This is a genomic window from Pseudonocardia sp. C8 (assembly GCF_014267175.1).
GTDB lineage: Bacteria > Actinomycetota > Actinomycetes > Mycobacteriales > Pseudonocardiaceae > Pseudonocardia.
On the sequence record NZ_JACMTR010000002.1, the window covers coordinates 327,121 to 346,292 of the forward strand.

At 73.8% G+C, this 19,172-nt stretch carries 14 protein-coding genes; 6 read left to right on the top strand and 8 right to left on the bottom strand.

Annotation, left to right across the window (positions count from 1 at the left end):
* Positions 1-136 precede the first annotated feature (136 nt).
* Entirely contained in the window at positions 137-1,642 is a 1,506-nt protein-coding gene (locus H7X46_RS02245) for a glutamate--cysteine ligase (protein WP_255426066.1), read from the bottom strand.
* A gap of 148 nt (positions 1,643-1,790) precedes the next feature.
* On the opposite strand from H7X46_RS02245, the gene H7X46_RS02250 reads away from it, so the two are divergent.
* Positions 1,791-2,600 (top strand): RNA methyltransferase, encoded by an 810-nt coding sequence (locus H7X46_RS02250; RefSeq protein ID WP_186362390.1) that lies wholly within the window; start codon positions 1,791-1,793, stop codon positions 2,598-2,600.
* Between the two features lie 374 nt (positions 2,601-2,974).
* Here H7X46_RS02250 and sepH read toward each other — a convergent pair whose 3' ends face one another.
* From sepH to H7X46_RS02265, 3 genes are all read right to left on the bottom strand, one after another.
* The gene (gene sepH / locus H7X46_RS29325; RefSeq protein WP_255426067.1) at positions 2,975-5,038 is read right to left on the bottom strand and encodes a septation protein SepH; all 2,064 of its coding nucleotides are present in this window, start codon (positions 5,036-5,038) and stop codon (positions 2,975-2,977) included.
* 790 nt (positions 5,039-5,828) lie between these two features.
* Entirely contained in the window at positions 5,829-6,962 is a 1,134-nt protein-coding gene (gene serC, locus H7X46_RS02260; protein WP_186357811.1) for a phosphoserine transaminase, read from the bottom strand.
* Between the two features lie 74 nt (positions 6,963-7,036).
* Positions 7,037-8,029, bottom strand: coding sequence for a GlxA family transcriptional regulator (locus H7X46_RS02265; protein WP_186357812.1), 993 nt, complete (start codon positions 8,027-8,029; stop codon positions 7,037-7,039).
* Between the two features lie 71 nt (positions 8,030-8,100).
* Between H7X46_RS02265 and H7X46_RS02270 the strand changes: the two genes are divergently transcribed.
* Positions 8,101-9,384: an MFS transporter gene (locus tag H7X46_RS02270; protein WP_186357813.1), complete on the top strand. Its 1,284-nt coding sequence runs from the start codon at positions 8,101-8,103 to the stop codon at positions 9,382-9,384.
* An 11-nt stretch (positions 9,385-9,395) separates the two neighbouring features.
* Here H7X46_RS02270 and H7X46_RS02275 read toward each other — a convergent pair whose 3' ends face one another.
* Positions 9,396-10,535, bottom strand: a complete 1,140-nt coding sequence (locus H7X46_RS02275; RefSeq protein WP_186357814.1) for a citrate synthase 2 — start codon at positions 10,533-10,535, stop codon at positions 9,396-9,398.
* Positions 10,536-10,726: 191 nt separating this feature from the next.
* Here H7X46_RS02275 and pdxH point away from each other — a divergent pair, with 191 nt between their 5' ends.
* The 3 genes from pdxH to H7X46_RS02290 all read left to right on the top strand — a co-directional run bounded on the left by pdxH (position 10,727) and on the right by H7X46_RS02290 (position 14,243).
* Positions 10,727-11,380, top strand: a complete 654-nt coding sequence (gene pdxH / locus H7X46_RS02280) for a pyridoxamine 5'-phosphate oxidase (protein WP_186357815.1) — start codon at positions 10,727-10,729, stop codon at positions 11,378-11,380.
* 50 nt (positions 11,381-11,430) lie between these two features.
* Entirely contained in the window at positions 11,431-12,840 is a 1,410-nt protein-coding gene (locus tag H7X46_RS02285; RefSeq protein ID WP_370588568.1) for an MFS transporter, read from the top strand.
* 89 nt (positions 12,841-12,929) lie between these two features.
* Positions 12,930-14,243, top strand: coding sequence for a citrate synthase (locus H7X46_RS02290; RefSeq protein ID WP_186357816.1), 1,314 nt, complete (start codon positions 12,930-12,932; stop codon positions 14,241-14,243).
* Between the two features lie 43 nt (positions 14,244-14,286).
* On the opposite strand, the gene H7X46_RS02295 is transcribed toward H7X46_RS02290, so the two are convergent.
* Together H7X46_RS02295 and H7X46_RS02300 are read right to left on the bottom strand one after the other, a co-directional pair.
* Complete coding sequence (locus H7X46_RS02295; protein WP_186357817.1) at positions 14,287-15,465, bottom strand: ABC transporter permease; 1,179 nt, start codon at positions 15,463-15,465, stop codon at positions 14,287-14,289.
* On the bottom strand, positions 15,462-16,379 hold the full coding sequence (locus H7X46_RS02300) for an ATP-binding cassette domain-containing protein (RefSeq protein WP_186357818.1): 918 nt from the start codon (positions 16,377-16,379) through the stop codon (positions 15,462-15,464). Before H7X46_RS02300 ends, H7X46_RS02295 begins: the two co-directional genes overlap by 4 nt.
* A 164-nt stretch (positions 16,380-16,543) precedes the next feature.
* On the opposite strand from H7X46_RS02300, the gene H7X46_RS02305 reads away from it, so the two are divergent.
* Positions 16,544-17,944, top strand: a complete 1,401-nt coding sequence (locus tag H7X46_RS02305; RefSeq protein ID WP_255426068.1) for an MFS transporter — start codon at positions 16,544-16,546, stop codon at positions 17,942-17,944.
* A 69-nt stretch (positions 17,945-18,013) separates the two neighbouring features.
* Here the strand turns inward: H7X46_RS02305 and H7X46_RS02310 are convergent, their stop codons facing one another.
* On the bottom strand, positions 18,014-19,126 hold the full coding sequence (locus tag H7X46_RS02310) for a gamma-glutamylcyclotransferase (protein WP_186357819.1): 1,113 nt from the start codon (positions 19,124-19,126) through the stop codon (positions 18,014-18,016).
* Positions 19,127-19,172 lie beyond the last annotated feature (46 nt).

Here is a 19,172-nt window from a genome sequence, read left to right on the forward strand (position 1 = left end):
ATGTCCCTCCGTCCCGGACCGCGCGCCCGGGGCGGGTCGCGCGGACGGGGACGGTAGGAACTCCGGACCGTCCACCGGGCGGTCTCGGCGGAACGGCTTCGCGATCGTGAAGGCGACCGGCCCGCTCAGCGGGACGTCAGGAGGGCAGCTCCCAGGCGTGCACCGGCTGGTTCGCCGCGGAGTGGGCGAGGTAGCGCTCCAGCATGCCGTGCAGCGCCGAGATGCGGTCCGCGCCGGCGTCCTCCAGCGCGGCGACGGTGGCGACCTGCCAGGACGACCCGGTCTGCCGGGTCACGCACCGCCGTTCGAGGACGGTCAGGTAGCGGTCGCACACGGCCCCGCTGACGCCCCAGCGAACCAGCCCGTCGTGCGCCAGCGGGAGGAGCTTGCGCAGGGCCAGCTCGTCCGGACGGAGCCATCCCGTGCCGGGCCAGTACTGGGGAGCGTCCATGCCGTGCCGGGCCGCGGTCTGGAAGTTCTCCCGGGCGGCCTCGAACGACACCGACCGCCAGAGCTCGTCGTCGGCCTCCACGAGGGTGCGCAGCAGGCCGTAGAAGAACAGGGCGTTCGCGACCATGTCGACGGTCGTCGGCCCCGAGGGCAGCACCCGGTTCTCCAGCCGGACGTGCGGGGTCTCGCCCGTGCTGTCGTAGATGGGCCGGTTCCAGCGCCAGATCGTGCCGTTGTGCAGGGTCAGCTCCGGCAGGGTGGGGAAGCCGTGCTCGCGCATCTGCGCCGCCGGGTCGATGTCGGTGGTGAGCGGCATCAGCGCCGGGAAGTAGCGGGCGTTCTCCGAGAAGAGATCGAGCACGGAATCGATCCAGCGTTCGCCGAACCAGACCCGCGGCCGGACGCCCTGGTTGTGCAGCTCCGGGGTCCGGACGTCGCAGGACTGCTCGAACAGCGGGATCCGGGTCTCCGCCCACAGCTGCGATCCCAGCAGGAACGGCGAGTTCGCCCCGAGACCGAGCTGGACGCCGGCCAGGCACTGCGCGGCGTTCCAGTACCGGCCGAACTCGGACGGCGCCACCTGCAGGTGGAGCTGCATCGACGTGCAGGCGGCCTCCGGGATGATCGTGTCGAAGTCCGCGTTGACGCGCTCGTCCGGGGCGCATCCGGTGATGTCGATCCGGATCGGCTCGCCGCGCGCGTTGAGCATCTGGTCGTTGAGGGCCCGGTAGCGGTCCTCCGGCGAGATGGCGTCGCCGACCATGTGGGCGGTGTCCAGGGTCGGGAGGATCCCGATCATGGTGAGCTGGGTCCGGAGGTCGCCGGCCTTCGACCCGGCGCCGGCCAGCAGGTCCAGCAGCTCGTGCTCCAGCTGGCGCCACTGGTCGCCCGGCAACGGCCGCGGGGGCAGGTTCAGCTCGAGGTTCCACCGGCCGAGCTCGGTCTGCCACTCGCCCCGGTTGATCGTGTCCAGGACGTCGTGGCCGTTCAGCGACGGCGCCAGCTCCGGACCGACGAGGTTGAACTCGATCTCCACACCGGTCATCGGTTCGGTGTCGGGGAACGGGTAGGTGCGGAGCAGCTCCTCCAGGGCGTCCAGGCACCGCTGCACCTTGATCCGGTATCGCTGGCGGTCGCGCCGGGTGAACGTCGTCCGGTCGACCACCTGGCCCATGCGCGAACCGACCTCCATCAGACGGGGAGCGCCTCCTCACCCGGCCGGAGGGACCCGGTTCGAGGGAGACGGCACTACACGGTGTCACATCGCCGGACCGGGCGGTACCGGCTGAAAGGGCGACCAGGAGCGGCGAACGGTCTGTGACGTGGGACGATCGGACGCCGTGGCCATCCTCACCACCGTTCACGACCCGAACGATCCCCGCATCGACGACTACCGAGACCTCACGACCGCGGACCGGCGTCCGGACCGCCCGGGCGGGCGCGGGCTGGTCATCGCGGAAGGTGTGGTGGTCGTACGGCGGCTGCTGGACTCGCCGTACCCGGTGCGGTCGTTGCTCGGGGTTCCGCGGCGCCTGGCGGAGCTCGCCGACGACCTCGACCGGCTGGACGTGCCCGCGTACTCCACTGACGCCGACACGATGGCCCGGGCGGTGGGCTTCCATCTCAACCGTGGGGTGCTTGCGGTGGCCGACCGGGCCGCCGCGCCGGACATCACCGGGCTCCTGGCGGGGGCCCGCGCGGTCGCGGTCTGCGAGGGCGTCGGGGACCACGAGAACCTCGGCTCGCTGTTCCGCAACGCGGCGGCGCTCGGCGTGGACGGGATCCTGCTCGGTCCGGGTTGCTCCGACCCGCTCTACCGGCGCAGCGTGCGCGTGTCGATGGGGCACGTGCTGCGGGTCCCGTTCGGCCGGCTGGAGGGCTCCTGGCCCGACTCGCTCGATGTGTTGCGGGACAACGGCTTCGCCGTGGTTGCGCTGACGCCGGACGCGGGCGCCGAACCCCTCGCCGGCGCCGGTCTGGCGGGGGAGCGGGTCGCGTTGCTGCTGGGCGCCGAGGGGCCCGGCCTGACCGCGGAGGCGCTTGCGGCCGCCGACCGCCGGGTGCGGATCCCGATGGCCACCGGTGTGGACTCGCTGAACGTGGCGACGGCCGCGGCCGTCGCCTTCCACGCCGTGACCGGCGGCGGGTGACGGCCGGGCAGCAGGCCGGTGGCCCTGTGGGCGGGACCCGCGGCCGCCGGTGCGTAGAAGGTCAACGCGTGGAGCTGCACACCGGCGCGACCCCGAACATGATCGGCTCCCTGATGGGTGCGGCGCTGCGTTTCCACGCTTGATCACCCGTTGAGGAGTGTTGCGCCCGGCTGCCGAACGCTGCACTCCGCAACGGGTGATCATGGCGGGTCCGCCGGTTCTCGCGACGCGCGGCCCCGGCGGACGCGGCGCCGGTCCGCGCGTCGGGTTGGCCGCTGCGCATCGAGGTCGGGGTGCCGGCTCCTGCCGGCCGCTCGCCCGGGGTGTCCGGAACCGCCGGTGGCCGGTCGACGCCTGCAGGGGTACGGCCGGCGTCAGCGCTGGCCGCGGACGCCGAGGAGGACCTCGTCCCAGGACGGCATGACCGGCTTGCCCTTCTTCGTCCGCCGGGACGCGGAACCGCTGCGCTGGCGGGGGGCCGGGTCCTCGATCTTCGGCGCCGCGTCACCGGCCGGTTCGGTGGCCGGTTCCGTCGACGCCGCGTCGTCGCCGGTCGACGAGATCGTCGAGCCGGCCGAAGCGTCCGCCGCCGGAGTGTCCTGATCGGATGGGGCATCGGTCGTGGCCGACCCGGCCGCCGCGGCGGGTGCCTTCTCGCCGGTCACGGGGGCCGTCGTGGTTCCGGTGGTGGCGGCGTCCCCGGTTTGCGGTGTCGCCGGCGTGGAGCCCGGCGCATCGGCGGCGTTGCCGGCGGAGCCGGTGTCCGCAGGGGAGGAGTCGCTGCCTGCGGAGGAGCCGGTTCCGGCGGAGGCAGCGCTCTCTGCGGACGTGCCGGTGTCCGTGGACGTGCCGGTGTCCGTGGATGCGCCGGTGTCTGCGGAGGCGCCGGTGACTGCGGAGGCGCCGCTGTCCGTGGAGGAGGCGGTGGTGGTGGAGGCGCCGGTGTCCGCGGATGCGCCGGTGTCCGCGGAGGAGCCGCTGTCTGCGGAGGCGCCGGTGACCGCGGCGGAGTCGCTGCCCGCGGACGAGCCGGCGTTCGCGGAGGAGTCGGTGTTCGCGGAGGCGGCGGTGCCCGTGGCGGCGCGTGCAGCGGAGGTATCGGTGGGCGAGGCGGCGTCGGTCGGCGCCGCCGCGGGCGTGTCCACTGCGGAGCTCGCCGCGGGGGCGCCCGTGCCGGCCGCGGATCCGGAGTCGCCGGAACCGGTGCCCGGGGCCGCCGCGGCGCTGCCCGGCGTCGTCGCACCGCTGCTCGGTGTCGCCGCATCGGTGCCGGCCGTCGCCGTGCCCGTGCCGGCGGAGCTGTTGGGAGAGCCGGCACCCGCCACCGCGGAGCCGGTACCGACGGAGGAGTCGACACCCGCCGGCGTCCGGGAACCGGCATCGTCGGAGCGGGTGGCCCCATCGGCCACGCCGGCACCCGATGCAAGGGCGGCCCCGTTGCTCGCCGCGGAGGCCACGCCGGGACCCGGGCTCGTGCCGGACACCGAGCCGAGATCGGGGCCGTCGGCCGTGCGTGCACCGGTCCCGGAGTCGTCCGGTGCTCCGGACGAGTTCCCGGCGGTCGTGTCCTCGTCGGTCTCCTCGACCCGCGGGATCACCGGCGCGTCGGCGGCGGGTGGACGGATCCCGTCGGTGCGGCTCGCGCTGCGGGCCGGCGTCTCCACCCGGGGGCGTGGCGGCGTGCTCGACCGGCGCTGTTCGGGAGCGATCCCGCGGCCGGCCCACGACTCGGGGGACGGGGGTGCCTGCCCGCCGGCGACGGCCCGGGCGGGCGCCGCGGCGGCGGGCTCGGGCGTCTCGTCGTTGTCGCCGTCGTCCCGGGCCATGTCGACGACGGCGCCGAGCGGCCGCAGCGGCCGCGCCGGCAGGCCTTCGATCAGGTCGGACGCGTGCTCGTCGAGCGGGACGACGGTCCCGCCGTGCGCCCCGGGCTGGAACGCCCAGTGCGCCGCGTTGTCGGACCGGCCGGTCTGCCAGGTCAGGACGACGACCCACTTGCCGTCCTCGCCCTTCCAGGAGTCCCAGCCTGCGGTGGTGTAGTCCTGCCCGCGCAGGCCGAAGGTGTGGGCGACGGTCTCGCCGAGGGTGCGCGTGTCCGGCCCGTCGGCCCGCTGCGGGTGCGCGCCCTGCGCGAGCTCCGCGGTGCGGGACCGTTCGAGGAGCACCGGATAGGCGAACCGTTCGATCTTCTGGGTCGGGACCCCGGCTGCGGCCGCGACCTCGTCCACCGACGCACCACCCCGGATGCGGGCCTGGATCTCCCGTGGGCGCAACTGGCTCTCCAACTCGATCGCGATCTGGCCGAGCCGGGTCACGTCACCACGTGCCGCAGCGCGCAGCTGCTCGTCGGCCGGCACCGTGTAGCGCTCGCGACGCCCCGGGTCCTCGAGGACGACCGAGCCGTCCCCGGTCACCCCCACGACCCGCAACGCGCGCATCGATCAGCCCTCCTGCTGTCGTCCCCGTCCGGGTGACGGTAGATCCCCACGGCGCCGCGCCGGGTGAGGCGCGCCGGGCGAGTTCTGCCTGGTCGCCGAGTCCCACCTGGCCGTGGGACACGCGAGTGGCGTCACTCACCGTGCGCAGGCTCCCACGTGGCGTTGTCGGTGGGAAAGTTGGGGTCTGTGTTACTGATGTGACTACAACGTGTCGCTTTCGATCGTGCAACGGACGGCGCGGCAGGTCCGGGAACGTGCGTCTGTCTGGTCGGTGCGGGTTCGTCGTGGCGCCCCCGCCACGAGCAGTACCGGTGACGTCGTGACCAGGCCGTGCTCGCACGGTTCGGGCGCCACCCGCGCGCCGCTCCAGCAGTCGATCAGCGCGCTCCCGCCGTCCCGGCGGCCGGATCGTGCGGCTCGCCGCGACGGAGCCTGTCGATCAGCACGATCCGGCCTCGCCGGTGTCGGATTCGTGCTGATCGCCGGGGGCAGCCGGGTCGATCAGCGCGTTCGCGCCCTGCCGGGGGCCGGATCGTGCGGCTCGCCGCGACAGAGTCTGTCGATCAGCACGTTCCGGCCTCGCCGGGGGCGGATTCGTGTTGATCGGCCGGGGCGGCCGGGTCGATCAGCGCGTTCTCGCCCTGCCGGGGGCCGAATCGTGCTGCTCACCGCGTCGGAGTCTGTCGATCAGCACGATCCGGCCCTGCCGAGGGCGGGATCGTGCTGATCGCGAGCGAGCAGCGGCGGCGCGATCCGGCGTGCGCCGGCGTCGGAGCACCGCGAGCGACCCTCAGGAGCCGAGGCGCTCCACGACCCAGTCGACGCACGCGGTGAGCGCCGAGACGTCGGACGGCTCGACCGCCGGGAACATCCCGATCCGCAGCTGGTTGCGGCCCAGCTTCCGGTACGGCTCGGTGTCGACGATCCCGTTCGCCCGCAGCGTGGCCGCCACCGCGGCGGCGTCGACCGTGTCGTCGAAGTCGATCGTGCCCACCACCAGGCTGCGGTGCGCCGGGTCGGCCACGAACGGCGTCGCGAACGGGCTCTTCTCCGCCCACGAGTACAGCCGATCGGACGAGTCGCGGGTCCGCGCGACGGCGCCGTCCAGCCCGCCGAGGCCGTTCAGCCAGTCGATCTGGTCGGCGAGCATGAACAGGGTGGCGAGGGCCGGGGTGTTGTAGGTCTGGTCCTTCGCGGAGTTGTCGACGGCCGTGGCCAGCGACAGGAACGGCGGGATCCACCGGTCGGAGGCCTTCAGCTCGGCGACCCGCTCCAGGGCGCGCGGGCTCATCAGCGCGATGTAGAGGCCACCGTCGGAGGCGAAGCCCTTCTGCGGGGCGAAGTAGTAGGCGTCGGCCTGCGACATGTCCACCGGCAGGCCGCCGGCCCCGGAGGTCGCGTCGATGAGGACGAGCTGGTCGTCGGTGGTGCCCTCGGGCCGGGTCACCGGCACGGCGACGCCGGTGGACGTCTCGTTGTGCGCCCACGCGAGCACGTCCACCGAGGGGTCGGTGGTCGGTGCCGGTGCGCTGCCCGGGTCGGCGGAGACGATCACCGGGTCGGCCAGGAACGGCGCCCCGGTCGTGGTGTCGGCGAACTTCTGGGAGAACTCGCCGTAGGTGAGGTGCAGCGAGCGCTCCCGGACCAGGCTGAACGCGGCGGCGTCCCAGAAGGCGGTGGATCCGCCGTTGCCGAGCACGACCTCGTAGCCCTCGGGCAGCGAGAACAGCTCGGACAGGCCGGCCCGCACGCGTCCCACCAGGCTCTTCACCGGTTTCTGCCGGTGCGAGGTGCCGAGCAGCGAGTCACCGGTCGCGGCGAGCGCGGAGAGCTGCTCGGTGCGCACCTTGGAGGGGCCGCATCCGAAGCGGCCGTCCGACGGCAGGAGATCGGCGGGGATCTGCAGATCGGCTGGAGAGGTCACGGCACCCAGTGTCGCAGCACCGCACGCGGTCGCGGACCCCGACGGTGCGCCGGGCCACACGCGGCGGCCACCGGTCACGGGCGGGGAGCGCGGTGCGAGCGCCGGTAGGCCAGCGGCGCCATCCCGATCTCGGTGTGCAGCCGGTGCCGCAGCGCCGCCGTGGTGCCGAACCCGGAGCGGGCGGCGACCTGCTCGACCGGCAGGTCGGTGGTCTCCAGCAGCCGTCGCACCAGCTCGAGGCGCTGCGCGGACAGCCAGCGACCGGGGCTGGTCCCGGTCTCCGCGCGGAAGCGCCGGGTGAACGTCCGGACGCTCATCGACGCCCGCGCGGCCAGCTCCTCCACGCCGAGCGGGCGGTCGAGGTGCGCGAGGGCCCAGTCCCGGACGGCGGCCGTGTCGGTGCCGCCGGGCTCGGGGGACCGGTGCTCGACGAACTGGGCCTGCCCACCCTCCCGCCACGGCGCGACCACGTTGCGACGTGCGGTGGCGGCGGCGATGTCGGCGCCGTGGTCGCGGCGCACCAGGTGCAGGCACAGGTCGATCCCGGCGGCGACCCCGGCCGAGGTGAGGACGTCGCCGTCGTCGACGAACAGGACGTCCGGCGCCAGCTCCACCTGCGGGAACCGCCGCCGGAACCGGTGGGCGTGGGCCCAGTGCGTGGTCGCGCGGCGCCCGTCGAGCACGCCGGCCGCCGCGAGGGTGAAGGCCCCGGTGCAGATGGCGACCACCCGCCCGCGCGCGGCTGCCGCCCGGACCAGCTCGAGCACCTCCGGGGCCGGGTCGCGTCCGGGCCCGCCGACCGGTCCCGGCCCGCCGGGCATGGCCGCGACCGCCGGGACGACGAGGGTCTCGGCGCCGTCCAGCACCTCCCGGCCGTGCTCCGGCAGGAGCCGGTAGCCCGAGCTGGTGCGGACCGGCCCGCCGTCGAGGGATCCGACCCGCACGTCGTAGAGCGCGGTGCCGTCGGGCGCGGTCGCGGTGCCGAGGATCCGGTCGGGGATCGCGACCTCGAACGCGATCACCCCGTCGACGGCGAGCACCCCGACCCGGTGTGGTGCGGTGGCCATGGCCGAATCTTTGCACATGTCGTCCGTCCGGCCACTGTCGTTGATCGTCGCGGCCGGGCAGGCTCCGGGACATGACGCAGGCACCCCCGCGCGCCGCGGGACGGGAACGCCGGGTGCACCCGGCCTGGTGGGCGGCCGGGGCGACCTTCCTCGCGCTGCTCGGCGCGGCGGGCTTCCGCTCCACGCCGGGCGTGCTGGTCGAGCCGCTGCACAGCGAGTTCGGCTGGCCGATCGGGGCGGTCTCGTTCGCGCTCGCGGTGAACCTCGCGCTGTTCGGGGTCACCGCGCCGTTCGCCGCCGCCCTCATGGAGCGGTTCGGGGTGCGCCGGGTGGTCAGCTGCGCGCTCCTGCTGGTGGCGGCCGGGTCCGGCACGACCGTGTTCATGACGGCGGTCTGGCAGCTCGTGCTGCTGTGGGGCGTCGTCGTCGGGCTGGGGACCGGCTCGATGGCCCTCGCCCTGGTCGCGACCGTGGTCAACCGCTGGTTCGTGGCCCGCCGCGGGCTCGTGTCCGGCATCCTCACCGCGGCGACGGCGACCGGCCAGCTGGTGTTCCTGCCGCTGGTCGCCGCGGTCGTCGAGTCGGGTGGGTGGCGGCCGGCCGCGCTGGTGACCGCGGGCGCGGCGCTCGCCGTCGTCCCGGTGGTGCTGCTGTTCCTGCGCGACCGCCCGGCCGACGCCGGTGTCCTGCCCTACGGCGGGACCGCGGCCGACGTGGTCGCGCCGCAGCGCAGCGGTGCGGCGCGGCTCGCGGTCCGGGCGCTCGCCGAGGCGTCCGGCAGCCGGACGTTCTGGCTGCTGGTCGGGGGTTTCTTCATCTGCGGCGCGACGACCGCGGGCCTGGTCCAGTCGCACTTCGTGCCGGCCGCGCACGACCACGGCATGCCCGCGACGACCGCGGCGTCCCTGCTCGCCCTGGTCGGGATCTTCGACCTGGTCGGCACGGTCCTCTCCGGCTGGCTGACCGACCGGATCGACCCCCGCTACCTCCTGGGCGCGTACTACGCGCTGCGCGGGGTGTCGCTGTTCGCGCTGCCGCCGCTGTTCGGCACCGACCTGAACGCCAGCATGCTCGCGTTCGTCGTGTTCTACGGCCTGGACTGGGTGGCGACCGTCCCGCCGACGATGGCCCTGGCCCGTGCGGCGTTCGGGGCTCGCTCGGCCGTCGTCTTCGGCTGGATCTTCGCCTCGCACCAGATCGGCGCCGCGTTCGCCGCGCTGGTCGCCGGCCTGGTCCGCGACGCGCTGGGCAGCTACGACGCCGCCTGGTACGGCGGTGCGGTGCTGTGCCTGGTCGCGGCCGGGCTCTCGCTGGCGATCCGCCGGGCCCCGGCGCCGGTCACCGCAGCTCCCTGAGCGCGGCGGCGTCAGCGGGCGGGGAGGGTGTCCCAGCCCGCGACGTCCTGCGGGCGTCGGGGCGGGGGCCCGACGTACTGGGCGGACGGGCGCACCAGCTTGCCCTCCCGCTTCTGCTCCAGGATGTGCGCCGACCACCCGGCGGTCCGGGCCGAGGTGAACATCGCCGGCATCATGTGCGGCGGCACCTCGGCGAAGTCGAGGATGACGGCGGCCCAGAACTCGACGTTCGTCTCGATCGGCCGGTCCGGGCGCCGCTCGCGCAGGATCGACAGCGCGGTCCGCTCCAGCTCGGCGGCCACCTCGAAGCGCGGCGCGCCCAGCTCCTGGCAGGCGCGGCGCAGCACCCGGGCCCGCGGGTCCTCGGCCCGGTACACCCGGTGGCCGAAGCCCATCAGCTTCTCCCGGCGGTCCAGGATGCCGGTGACCAGCGAGGCGGCGTCCCCGGTCCGCTCGACCTCCTCGATCATCGGCAGCACCCGGGCGGGAGCGCCGCCGTGCAGCGGGCCGGACATGGCCCCGATCGCCCCGGACAGCGACGCCGCGGCGTCCGCCCCGGTGGAGGCGATCACCCGGGCGGTGAACGTGGAGGCGTTCATTCCGTGCTCGGCGGCGGACACCCAGTAGGCGTCGACGGCGGCGACGTGCCGCGGGTCCGGCTCGCCGCGCCAGCGGGTCATGAAGCGCTCGGTGATCGTCGTGCACTCGTCGATCCGGGACTGCGGGACGGCCGGCACCCCGATCCCGCGGGCGGACTGCGCCACGTAGGACAGCGCCATCACCGACGCGCGGGCCAGGTTGTCCCGGGCCTCGGCCTCGTCGACGTCGAGCAGCGGGCGGTATCCCCAGTACGGCGCGAGCATCGCCAGCGCGGCCTGGACGTCGACCCGGACGTCACCGGTGTGCACCGGGATCGGGAACGGCTCGGCCGGCGGGAGGCCCTGCCCGAACCGGCCGTCCACCAGCAGCGCCCAGACGTCCCCGAAGGTGACCTGGCCGGCGAGGTCGGAGATGTCGACACCGCGGTAGCGCAGGGCGCCGCCGTCCTTGTCCGGCTCGGCGATCTCGGTCCGGAAGGCCACGTGCCCCTCGAGGCCCGGCCGGAAGCCGGGCGGCGGCGGGGGTACCTCGTGGGCGAGCGTCTCGGTCACACCGGGTCTCCTTCGGCTCGGATGTCGCTCCACCCTGCTCCGATCGGGTGCGGCCGACAACGCGACCGGCCGGTGGCATCGGTCACTCACCGGGCACGCGGCGCGGGACGACGCCCGCCGTTCGGCGGGTGCACAGCCGATCGGGCGCCGCATACGGTCGCAGGACGCGACACCTGCTCGGAAGGGGAACCATGACCGACGCGCCGGCGCTGGAGAGGATGCGGACCGACTACCCGGGTCGGCCGTTCGACGTCGCGGATCTCGCCCCGACCTGGCACGAGCAGCTCGCGGCCTGGCTGGAGGAGGCCCGCGAGGCCGGCCTCGACGAGCCGAACGCGATGGTGCTGGCCACGGCCGACCCGGACGGCATCCCGTCGTCGCGCACGGTCCTCTGCAAGGGGCTCGACGCCGGCGGGATCGTCTTCTACACCAACTACACGTCCCCGAAGAGCCACGATCTCGACCGGACCCGGGTCGCCGCGGTGACCTTCCCCTGGTACGGCATGCACCGCCAGGTCCAGCTCACCGGCCGGGTGGAACGGTGCTCCGAGGCCCAGTCGGACGCCTACTGGGCGCTCCGGCCCCGCGGTTCCCAGCTGGGGGCGTGGGCCTCGGCGCAGTCGACGGTCGTCGCCGGGCGCGAGGTCCTCGACCAGGCGCTGGCCGGGGTGACGACCCGGTTCGCCGGCGTCGAGCGGATCCCGCGCCCGCCGCACTGGGGCGGCTGGCGGGTGGTGCCGTGGCAGGTGGAGTTCTGGCAGGGCCGGGAGGACCGCATGCACGACCGGCTGCGGTTCGACGTCGGCCGGGACGACCGCTGGTCGGTGCGCCGCCTGGCCCCGTAGGGGACGACCCCGAGGCGTCCGGGGTCCCTCCCCGTGTACACCTGACGTCTGTGAGCACACGCAACGACCTGGGGGGCGGGCCGACGGAGCCCGTCCCGGGCCCGGACCGGGAGGCGCCGACACGACCGGTGAACCGGGGCCCGGCCGACGCCGCGACCGCGCGGGTCCGGACCGTCACCGGCCGGGTGACCGGCCTGCTCCGGTCGACGTTCGCCGACACCACGCCGCTGCGCACGCCCGCCTACCGCCGGCTGTGGACGGCCGGGATCGTCACCGTGATCGGCGCCCAGCTGTCGGTCGTCGCCGTCCCGACGCAGATCTACCAGCTCACCGGCTCCTCGGCCTACGTCGGCCTGACCGGGCTGTTCGGCCTGGTCCCGCTGGTCGTGTTCGGGCTGTGGGGCGGTGCGGTCGCCGACGCCGTCGACCGGCGGGTGATGCTGCTGTTCACCGGGTCCGGCATCGCGCTGAGCTCGCTGGCGCTGTGGGTGGTGTCGGCCACCGGCACCGGGAACGTGTGGGTCGTGCTGGTGCTGTTCGCGATCCAGTCGGCGATGCTGGCGATGAACCAGCCGACCCGCAGCGCGGTCATCCCGCGGCTGCTGCCGGTCGAGCAGCTCCCGGCGGCGAACGCGCTGAACATGACGGTCGTGCAGGTCGGGGCGGTCATCGGCCCGCTGCTGGCCGGGGTGCTGATCCCGCTCATCGGCCTGCCCACGCTGTACCTGCTGGACGCGGTCGCGCTGCTGGCCACGCTGTGGGCGACCTGGCGGCTCCCGCCGCTGCCCAGCACCGCACCGGCCGGCGCGGGCCGCCGGCAGAAGGTCGGGCTGCGCGCGGTGGCCGAGGGCTTCCGCTACGTCGGCATGCACCGGATCCTGCTGGTGTCGTTCCTGGTCGACGTGATCGCGATGGGCTTCGGGATGCCGCGCGTGGTGTTCCCGGAGACGGCCGCGACGACGTTCGGCGGCTCCGCGGAGGGCGGGTTCCAGCTCGGGCTGCTGTTCGCGGCGATCCCGCTGGGCATGGTCGCCGGCGGGGTGCTGTCCGGCTGGCTGCAGAAGGTGCAGCGGCAGGGGGTGGCCGTCGTCGTCGCCATCTGCGTGTGGGGCGGCGGCGTCGCGGTGTTCGGACTCACCGGATCGCTGTTCCTGGCGGTGCTGGCCCTCGCCGTCGCCGGGGCCGGGGACCTGGTCAGCTCGGTGTACCGGTCGTCGATGCTGCAGACGGTGGCCACCGACGAGATGCGCGGCCGCATGCAGGGCGTGTTCATCGTCGTCGTCGCCGGAGGGCCTCGGCTCGCGGACCTCTGGCACGGCCCGGCGGCCGCGGCGGTCGGTCCGGGGCTCACCGCCACCATCGGCGGGATCGCCGTGATCGCCGGCACGCTGGCCGTCGTCTGGCGGTTCCCGGAGTTCCTGCGGTACCGGGCCCCGGTGGCGGGGAACGCGCCGGGGTGACTCTCGTCGCCGTGTTCTGCGGATTCCTCCCGGCGGGCTAGCGTGTGCCCGAGACCCGATTGATCCCAGCTGTGAGAGGGAACCTCCACATGTCCGACGAGACCGCCGCCAAAGCCGACTCCGCCGTACTGCAGCACGCCGGCGGGGACTTCGAGATGGCGGTGCACACCCCGACCGAGGGGGCGCAGGCCGTCGACGTCAGCAAGCTGCTCGGCAAGACCGGTCTGGTCACCTTCGACCCCGGCTTCACCAGCACGGCCGCATGCTCGTCCGCGATCACCTACATCGACGGCGACGCGGGCATCCTGCGCTACCGCGGCTACCCGATCGACCAGCTCGCGACGAACTCGACGTTCCTCGAGGTCAGCTACCTGCTGATCTACGGCGAGCTGCCGACCCAGGCGCAGCTGGACGCCTTCACCACCCGGATCAGCCGGCACACGCTGCTGCACGAGGACCTGAAGCGGTTCTTCGACGGCTTCCCGCGGGACGCGCACCCCATGCCGGTGCTGTCGTCGGCGGTCAGCGCGCTGTCGACCTTCTACCAGGACAGCCTGGACCCGCACGACGAGGCGGCCGTCGAGCTCTCGACGTTCCGGCTGATGGCGAAGGTCTTCACGATCGCCGCCTACGCCTACAAGAAGTCGGTCGGGCAGCCGTTCCTGTACCCGGACAACTCGCTGGGCCTGGTCGAGAACTTCCTGCGGATGACCTTCGGTTTCCCGGCCGAGCCCTACGAGATCGACCCGGACATGGCCCGGGCGCTGGACACCCTGCTGATCCTGCACGCCGACCACGAGCAGAACTGCTCGACGTCGACGGTGCGGCTGGTCGGCTCCAGCCAGGCCAACCTGTTCGCCTCGATCTCGGCCGGCATCAACGCGCTGTTCGGCCCGCTGCACGGCGGCGCCAACCAGGCCGTGCTGGAGATGCTGACCCGGATCAAGGACGTCGAGGGCGGTGACGTCGAGTCGTTCGTCGACCGGGTCAAGAACAAGGAGGAGGGCGCGAAGCTGATGGGCTTCGGGCACCGGGTCTACAAGAACTACGACCCGCGCGCGAAGATCGTCAAGCAGCAGGCCGAGACGATCCTGAAGAAGCTCGGTGTCAACGACCCCCTGCTCGACATCGCCATGACGCTCGAGGAGAAGGCCCTCGCCGACGACTACTTCGTCGAGCGCAAGCTGTACCCGAACGTCGACTTCTACACCGGCGTCATCTACCGGGCGATGGGCTTCCCGGTGAAGATGTTCACCGTGCTGTTCGCGCTCGGCCGGCTCCCGGGCTGGATCGCGCACTGGCGGGAGATGATGGCCGACCCGCAGAACAAGATCGGTCGCCCGCGCCAGCTGTACGTCGGCTCGGCCGAGCGGCTCTACGTCCCGATGGGGGAACGGCGGTGAACCGCTCGTGAGTGGTTGCGAGGGCCCTGGCCCTCGCAACCACTCACGGGCGCGACAGCGCCTCCCGCCAGGGCACCCGGGCCCCGGTGCGCAGCACCGAGTTGCGGTAGACCCGCGCCGACAGCAGCACCATCCCGGCGAGCGTGGCCAGCGCCAGGACCAGCGCGACCAGCACCTCCCACCCGGCGGCGACGCCGAGCGCGGCCCGGGCCGGCATCAGCGTCTGGGAGAAGAACGGCACGAACGACAGCACCGTCGTCACGGTGTTGTCCGGGTCGGTGGGCAGGATCGCCACCGCCAGCAGGAACGGCACCAGCAGCGGGACGGCGATCGGCGCGGTCACCGACTGCAGCTCCTCCTGCCGGGACACCAGGGCCCCTGCCGCCGCGTAGAGCGTCGCGAACAGGAAGAACCCGACGAGGTACCAGACGAGCGCGGACACCAGCGCCCCCACCAGCAGGACCGGGACCGCGATCAGCCCGGTGGCCAGCGCGACCGCCGTCCCGACGCCGGCGAGGATCAGCAGCTGCAGCAGCCCGACCAGGCCCAGGCCCAGGATCTTGCCCGCGAGCAGGTGGGTGGCGGGGATCGTCGCCAGCAGCAGCTCGACGACCCGCCCGGACTTCTCCTCGACCACGCCCTGTGCGACGGCGGCGCCGTAGGCGGTGACCGAGAAGAACAGCAGGAACGTCACCGCGAACGCGATCCCGACCCGCTGCCCGCGCTCGGGGCCGGCCGGTTCGAGCGTGCGGATCCCCACCCCGGACAGGGTGCTGACCTGCTCGGGATCGGCACCGGCCGCGGTGAGGGCCGCGGTCACCGCCTGCTGCTCGACGACCTCGGTGACCAGCTCGCGCAGGCCGGCGGCGACGTCGTCCCGCCCGACGAGCTGGTAGGTCCCGGGACCGCCGGTGAGCATCGCGTCCGCCTCGCCGGTGCGGACCATCGACTCCCCGGTGCCGCGGTTGCCGGCCTCGGCGAGCGTCAGCGTGCTGCCCCGGCGGTGCGCGGCCGCCGCCAGCGGCGGACGCAGCTCGCGCGCCTGCCCGTCCAGCACCAGCGACGACGCCGAGGCCTGCGACCCGACGAACGCGAACACCGCGCCGTACCCGCCGAAGACGAGCAGCATCAGCAGCAGGCCGATCACGAAGGTGCGGGAGCGGATCTGGGTGCTCACCTCGCGCCGGGCCACCAGCGCGACCGTGCCCGCGGCCCCGGTCACGACGCCGCCACCCCGGTGCCGGGGATGCCGGGCCGGTCGGCGACGGCGTCGCGGTAGAGCTCGGTCAGCGGCGGCCGGTACGGCCCGAAGGCGTGCACCGGCCCGGCGGCGAGGGCCGCGGCCAGCAGCTTCTGGTCGTCGGTGCCCGGTTCCAGCTCCACCCGCGTCCGGATGCCGTCGGTGGTGAGCACCCGGACCCCGGGCAGCCCGTCGGCCCAGCCGGCCGGCGGGCCGGTCACGTCGTAGCACACCGCGGAACCGGAGCGCAGCTCGTCGACGGTGCCGACGGCGGCCATCCGCCCGGCCGAGATGATCCCCACCCGGTCGCACAGCCGTTCCACCAGCTCCAGCTGGTGGGAGGAGAAGATCACTGGGATGCCGGCGGCCGCGCGCTCGCGCAGGACCTCACCGAGCGTGTCGACGGCCGCCGGGTCCAGCCCGGAGAACGGCTCGTCGAGGACCAGCAGGTCCGGGTCGTGGGCCAGGGCGGCGCACAGCTGGACCCGCTGCTGGTTGCCCAGGGAGAGCTTCTGCACCTCGTCGCCCCGCCGGTCGGCGAGGCCGACCCGCCCGGTCCAGCGGAGCACCGACTCGCGCGCGGCCTGCCGGGACATCCCGTGCAGCCGGGCCAGGTAGACGAGCTGTTCGCCGACCCGCATCTTCGGATAGAGCCCGCGTTCCTCGGGCAGGTACCCGATGCGGCGCCGGACCCCGGCGTCGAGCGGGTCACCGTTCCACGTGACACATCCCGCATCGGGTTCCAGGACGCCGAGGACGATCCGCATCGTCGTCGTCTTGCCGGCCCCGTTCCCGCCGACGAAGCCGAACACCTCACCCGGCCGGACCTGGAACGTCACCCCGTCCAGCGCCGTCGCGGTGCCGAACCGCTTGGCGAGGCCGTCGATCGCCAGCACGTGTCCGACGCTACACGGGCCCGGTGGAGCACACCGGGAGCCGACCGGCTCAGGGGTGGCAGCCCTCCAATGCGCTATGTACGCTCCCCACACCACAAGGTCGGGAAATGTGTCGACTACGTAACGGAATGCCGTTCCCGGTTGCGGGTTCGCATTCTGCGAATATGGGGGTGTACCGAATGGCATCGGTCCCGGCAAGCCCAGGAGAGCAGAGCGCGGGAGGGCAGGGTGAGGACGAGGTAGAACCCTCGGTCCTGCGGAGGGCGGTCGCGGCATCGGCGATCGGAAATGCCACCGAATGGTTCGACTACGGCATCTACGCCTACCTGACGACCGAGCTCACGACCGCGTTCTTCCCCGGCGAGCTCGGGTACCTGGGAACGTTGCTGGGATTCGCGATCTCGTTCGTCCTGCGCCCGCTCGGCGGGTTCGTGTGGGGGCCGCTGGGCGACCGGATCGGGCGCCAGAAGGTCCTGTCGATGACGATCATCCTGATGGGTGTCGCGACCTTCCTGATCGGCGTGATCCCGACCTACGAGACGATCGGCTGGGCGGCCCCGGTGCTGCTGTTCCTGCTGCGCATCGTGCAGGGCTTCTCCACCGGCGGGGAGTACGGCGGCGCCGCCACGTTCATGGCGGAGTACGCCCCGGACCGCAAGCGCGGGTTCTGGGGCAGCTTCCTGGAGTTCGGCACGCTGGCCGGGCTCACCCTCGCCGTCCTCGTGGTCTACGCGGTGGAGAGCGCGATCGGCGAGCAGGCCATGGAGGCCTACGGCTGGCGCATCCCGTTCATGATCGCGCTCCCGCTGGCGATGATCGGTCTGTACATCCGGACCAAGCTCGAGGACACCCCGGTCTTCCGGGACCTGGAGCAGCACGGTGAGACCGAGCAGGCCGCGACCGGTGCGCTGCGCGACCTCGTGGTCGAGTTCTGGAAGCCGATCCTCGCCCTGTTCGGGCTGGTCATCGCGCTGAACCTGATCAACTACACGCTGCTGACCTACATGCCGACCTACCTGCAGACGACGATCGGCATGGACTCCAGCGGCGCCGACACCCTCGCGGTCGTCGGGCAGGTGATCATGATGCTGCTCATCCCGGCCGCGGGTGCGCTGTCCGACCGGATCGGCCGCAAGCCGTGCTGGTGGATCTCGCTGATCGGCATCTTCGTGCTCGCCGTGCCCATGTACATGCTGATGGCGCAGGGACTGGTCTGGGCGATCGTCGGCTTCACCGTGCTCGGCGTGATCTACCTGCTGCAGCTGGGCACGATCTCGGCGACCTTCCCGGCGATGTTCCCGGCGCACGTGCGGTTCGCCGGGATGGCGATCTCCTACAACGTGGCGACGGCCGCGTTCGGCGGCACCGCACCGCTGATCAACGAGTCGGTGATCGAGGCGACCGGCGACCCGCTGTTCCCGGCGTACTACATGATGGGCTCGTGCGTGATCGGCATGATCGCGCTCTACTTCGTCATCGAGACGAAGGGGGCCTCGCTGAACGGCCGGGAGATCCCCGGCCTCGCCGAGCACCGGGCGCGGCTGGCGGCCAAGGCAGCGCGCTGACCGCTCCCGCAGCCGGCACCGGGCCCGTCTCCGCAGGCCGGAGGCGGGCCCGGTGCCGGCCGGGGCCGTTCAGCGGCGGGCCGCCCAGCCCCTGGGAAGCGGTGTGAGCCCGGCGCGGGACGCGGTCCACAGCCACGCCCAGCAGACCGCGCCGTCCTCGGTCACCAGCCGGATCCGCGCGTACTCGGGTCCCTCGTAGCGGTCCAGCACCGGCAGCGACGCGACCGGGTCGGCCAACTCGACGACGTAGCCCGGGACGCCGCCGTCCCCGTCCAGGGTCAGCGCGGGGTAGCCCTGCCCGGTGTCGGCGACCGTCCCGGACGGCAGGAACGCCGGCCGCGGCAGGACGTGCGGCGCGGCGTGCCCGCGGATCAGCGGCCACGCCGACTGCCCGGGCATCAGCGACCCGTACACGAACACCCGCGACGGCCACGTGTCCGGATGTGGGACGCCGTCGACGGTCCCGGCCGCGATCCCGTCGGCGCCGGGCGTGCCGGCCAGCGCGCGGGCCCGCTGCTGGCCGACCGACGAGCACGGCACCGGGGCGCCGTCGACGAGCAGCGGGCGACGGTCGGTGCGCGGGTCGCCGGTGGGTCCGGCCGGCGCGACGTAGGCGTAGGGCCGGTCGACCACGCCGCCGCCGTCGAGCAGGGTCACCGTGCCGGCCGCGAGCCGGGCCAGCCGGTAGCGCGGCCGGCAGGCGGCACGCCCCTCGACGACGTCCAGGACACCGACCTGCTCGGGTGCCGCCAGCCAGACGGCGTGCTCCTCCACCGCGCCCGGGACGGCCGCGAGGGTGGCGGGCCGCTGGTCGTCGACCACCCGCAGGCCGGCCGCCCACACCGCGGACAGCCCCTCGACCCGCACCCGCAGCACGACCACCGGGCCGGTCAGGCCCCGCTCGGCCCGCATCCAGGAGATCTTCGACGGGCACGCGTTCGACCCGTACGCGAGCACCGGCACCCGCCCGGCCAGCGGCGCCGCGCCCCGCTCCGCCAGCCACGCGTCCAGGCAGCGGTCACCGACCCGGCGGCCGGACGGCGCCGACCGGTCCGCCACCAGCGGGTGCGTGGCGCCGCCCGGCGCGGCGTCGTGCACGAACGAGACGGCGGGCCGGCGCCCCGGGTACGGGTCGGCCGGGAACAGCGCGTCCGGCCACGGCGGGGAGGTGTCCGTGTCCATGCGCCGGCACGGTAGATCATCCTGCGGAGGTGCCCTCCGGCGCCGT

Coding starts and splice junctions, on each gene's coding strand:
- H7X46_RS02245 (WP_255426066.1), bottom strand. CDS start 1,642: ATGGAGGTCGGTTCGCGCATGGGCCAGGTGGTCGACCGGACGACGTTC.
- H7X46_RS02305 (WP_255426068.1), top strand. CDS start 16,544: ATGGGGGTGTACCGAATGGCATCGGTCCCGGCAAGCCCAGGAGAGCAG.
- sepH (WP_255426067.1), bottom strand. CDS start 5,038: ATGCGCGCGTTGCGGGTCGTGGGGGTGACCGGGGACGGCTCGGTCGTC.
- pdxH (WP_186357815.1), top strand. CDS start 10,727: ATGACCGACGCGCCGGCGCTGGAGAGGATGCGGACCGACTACCCGGGT.
- H7X46_RS02270 (WP_186357813.1), top strand. CDS start 8,101: ATGACGCAGGCACCCCCGCGCGCCGCGGGACGGGAACGCCGGGTGCAC.
- H7X46_RS02265 (WP_186357812.1), bottom strand. CDS start 8,029: ATGGCCACCGCACCACACCGGGTCGGGGTGCTCGCCGTCGACGGGGTG.
- H7X46_RS02290 (WP_186357816.1), top strand. CDS start 12,930: ATGTCCGACGAGACCGCCGCCAAAGCCGACTCCGCCGTACTGCAGCAC.
- H7X46_RS02310 (WP_186357819.1), bottom strand. CDS start 19,126: ATGGACACGGACACCTCCCCGCCGTGGCCGGACGCGCTGTTCCCGGCC.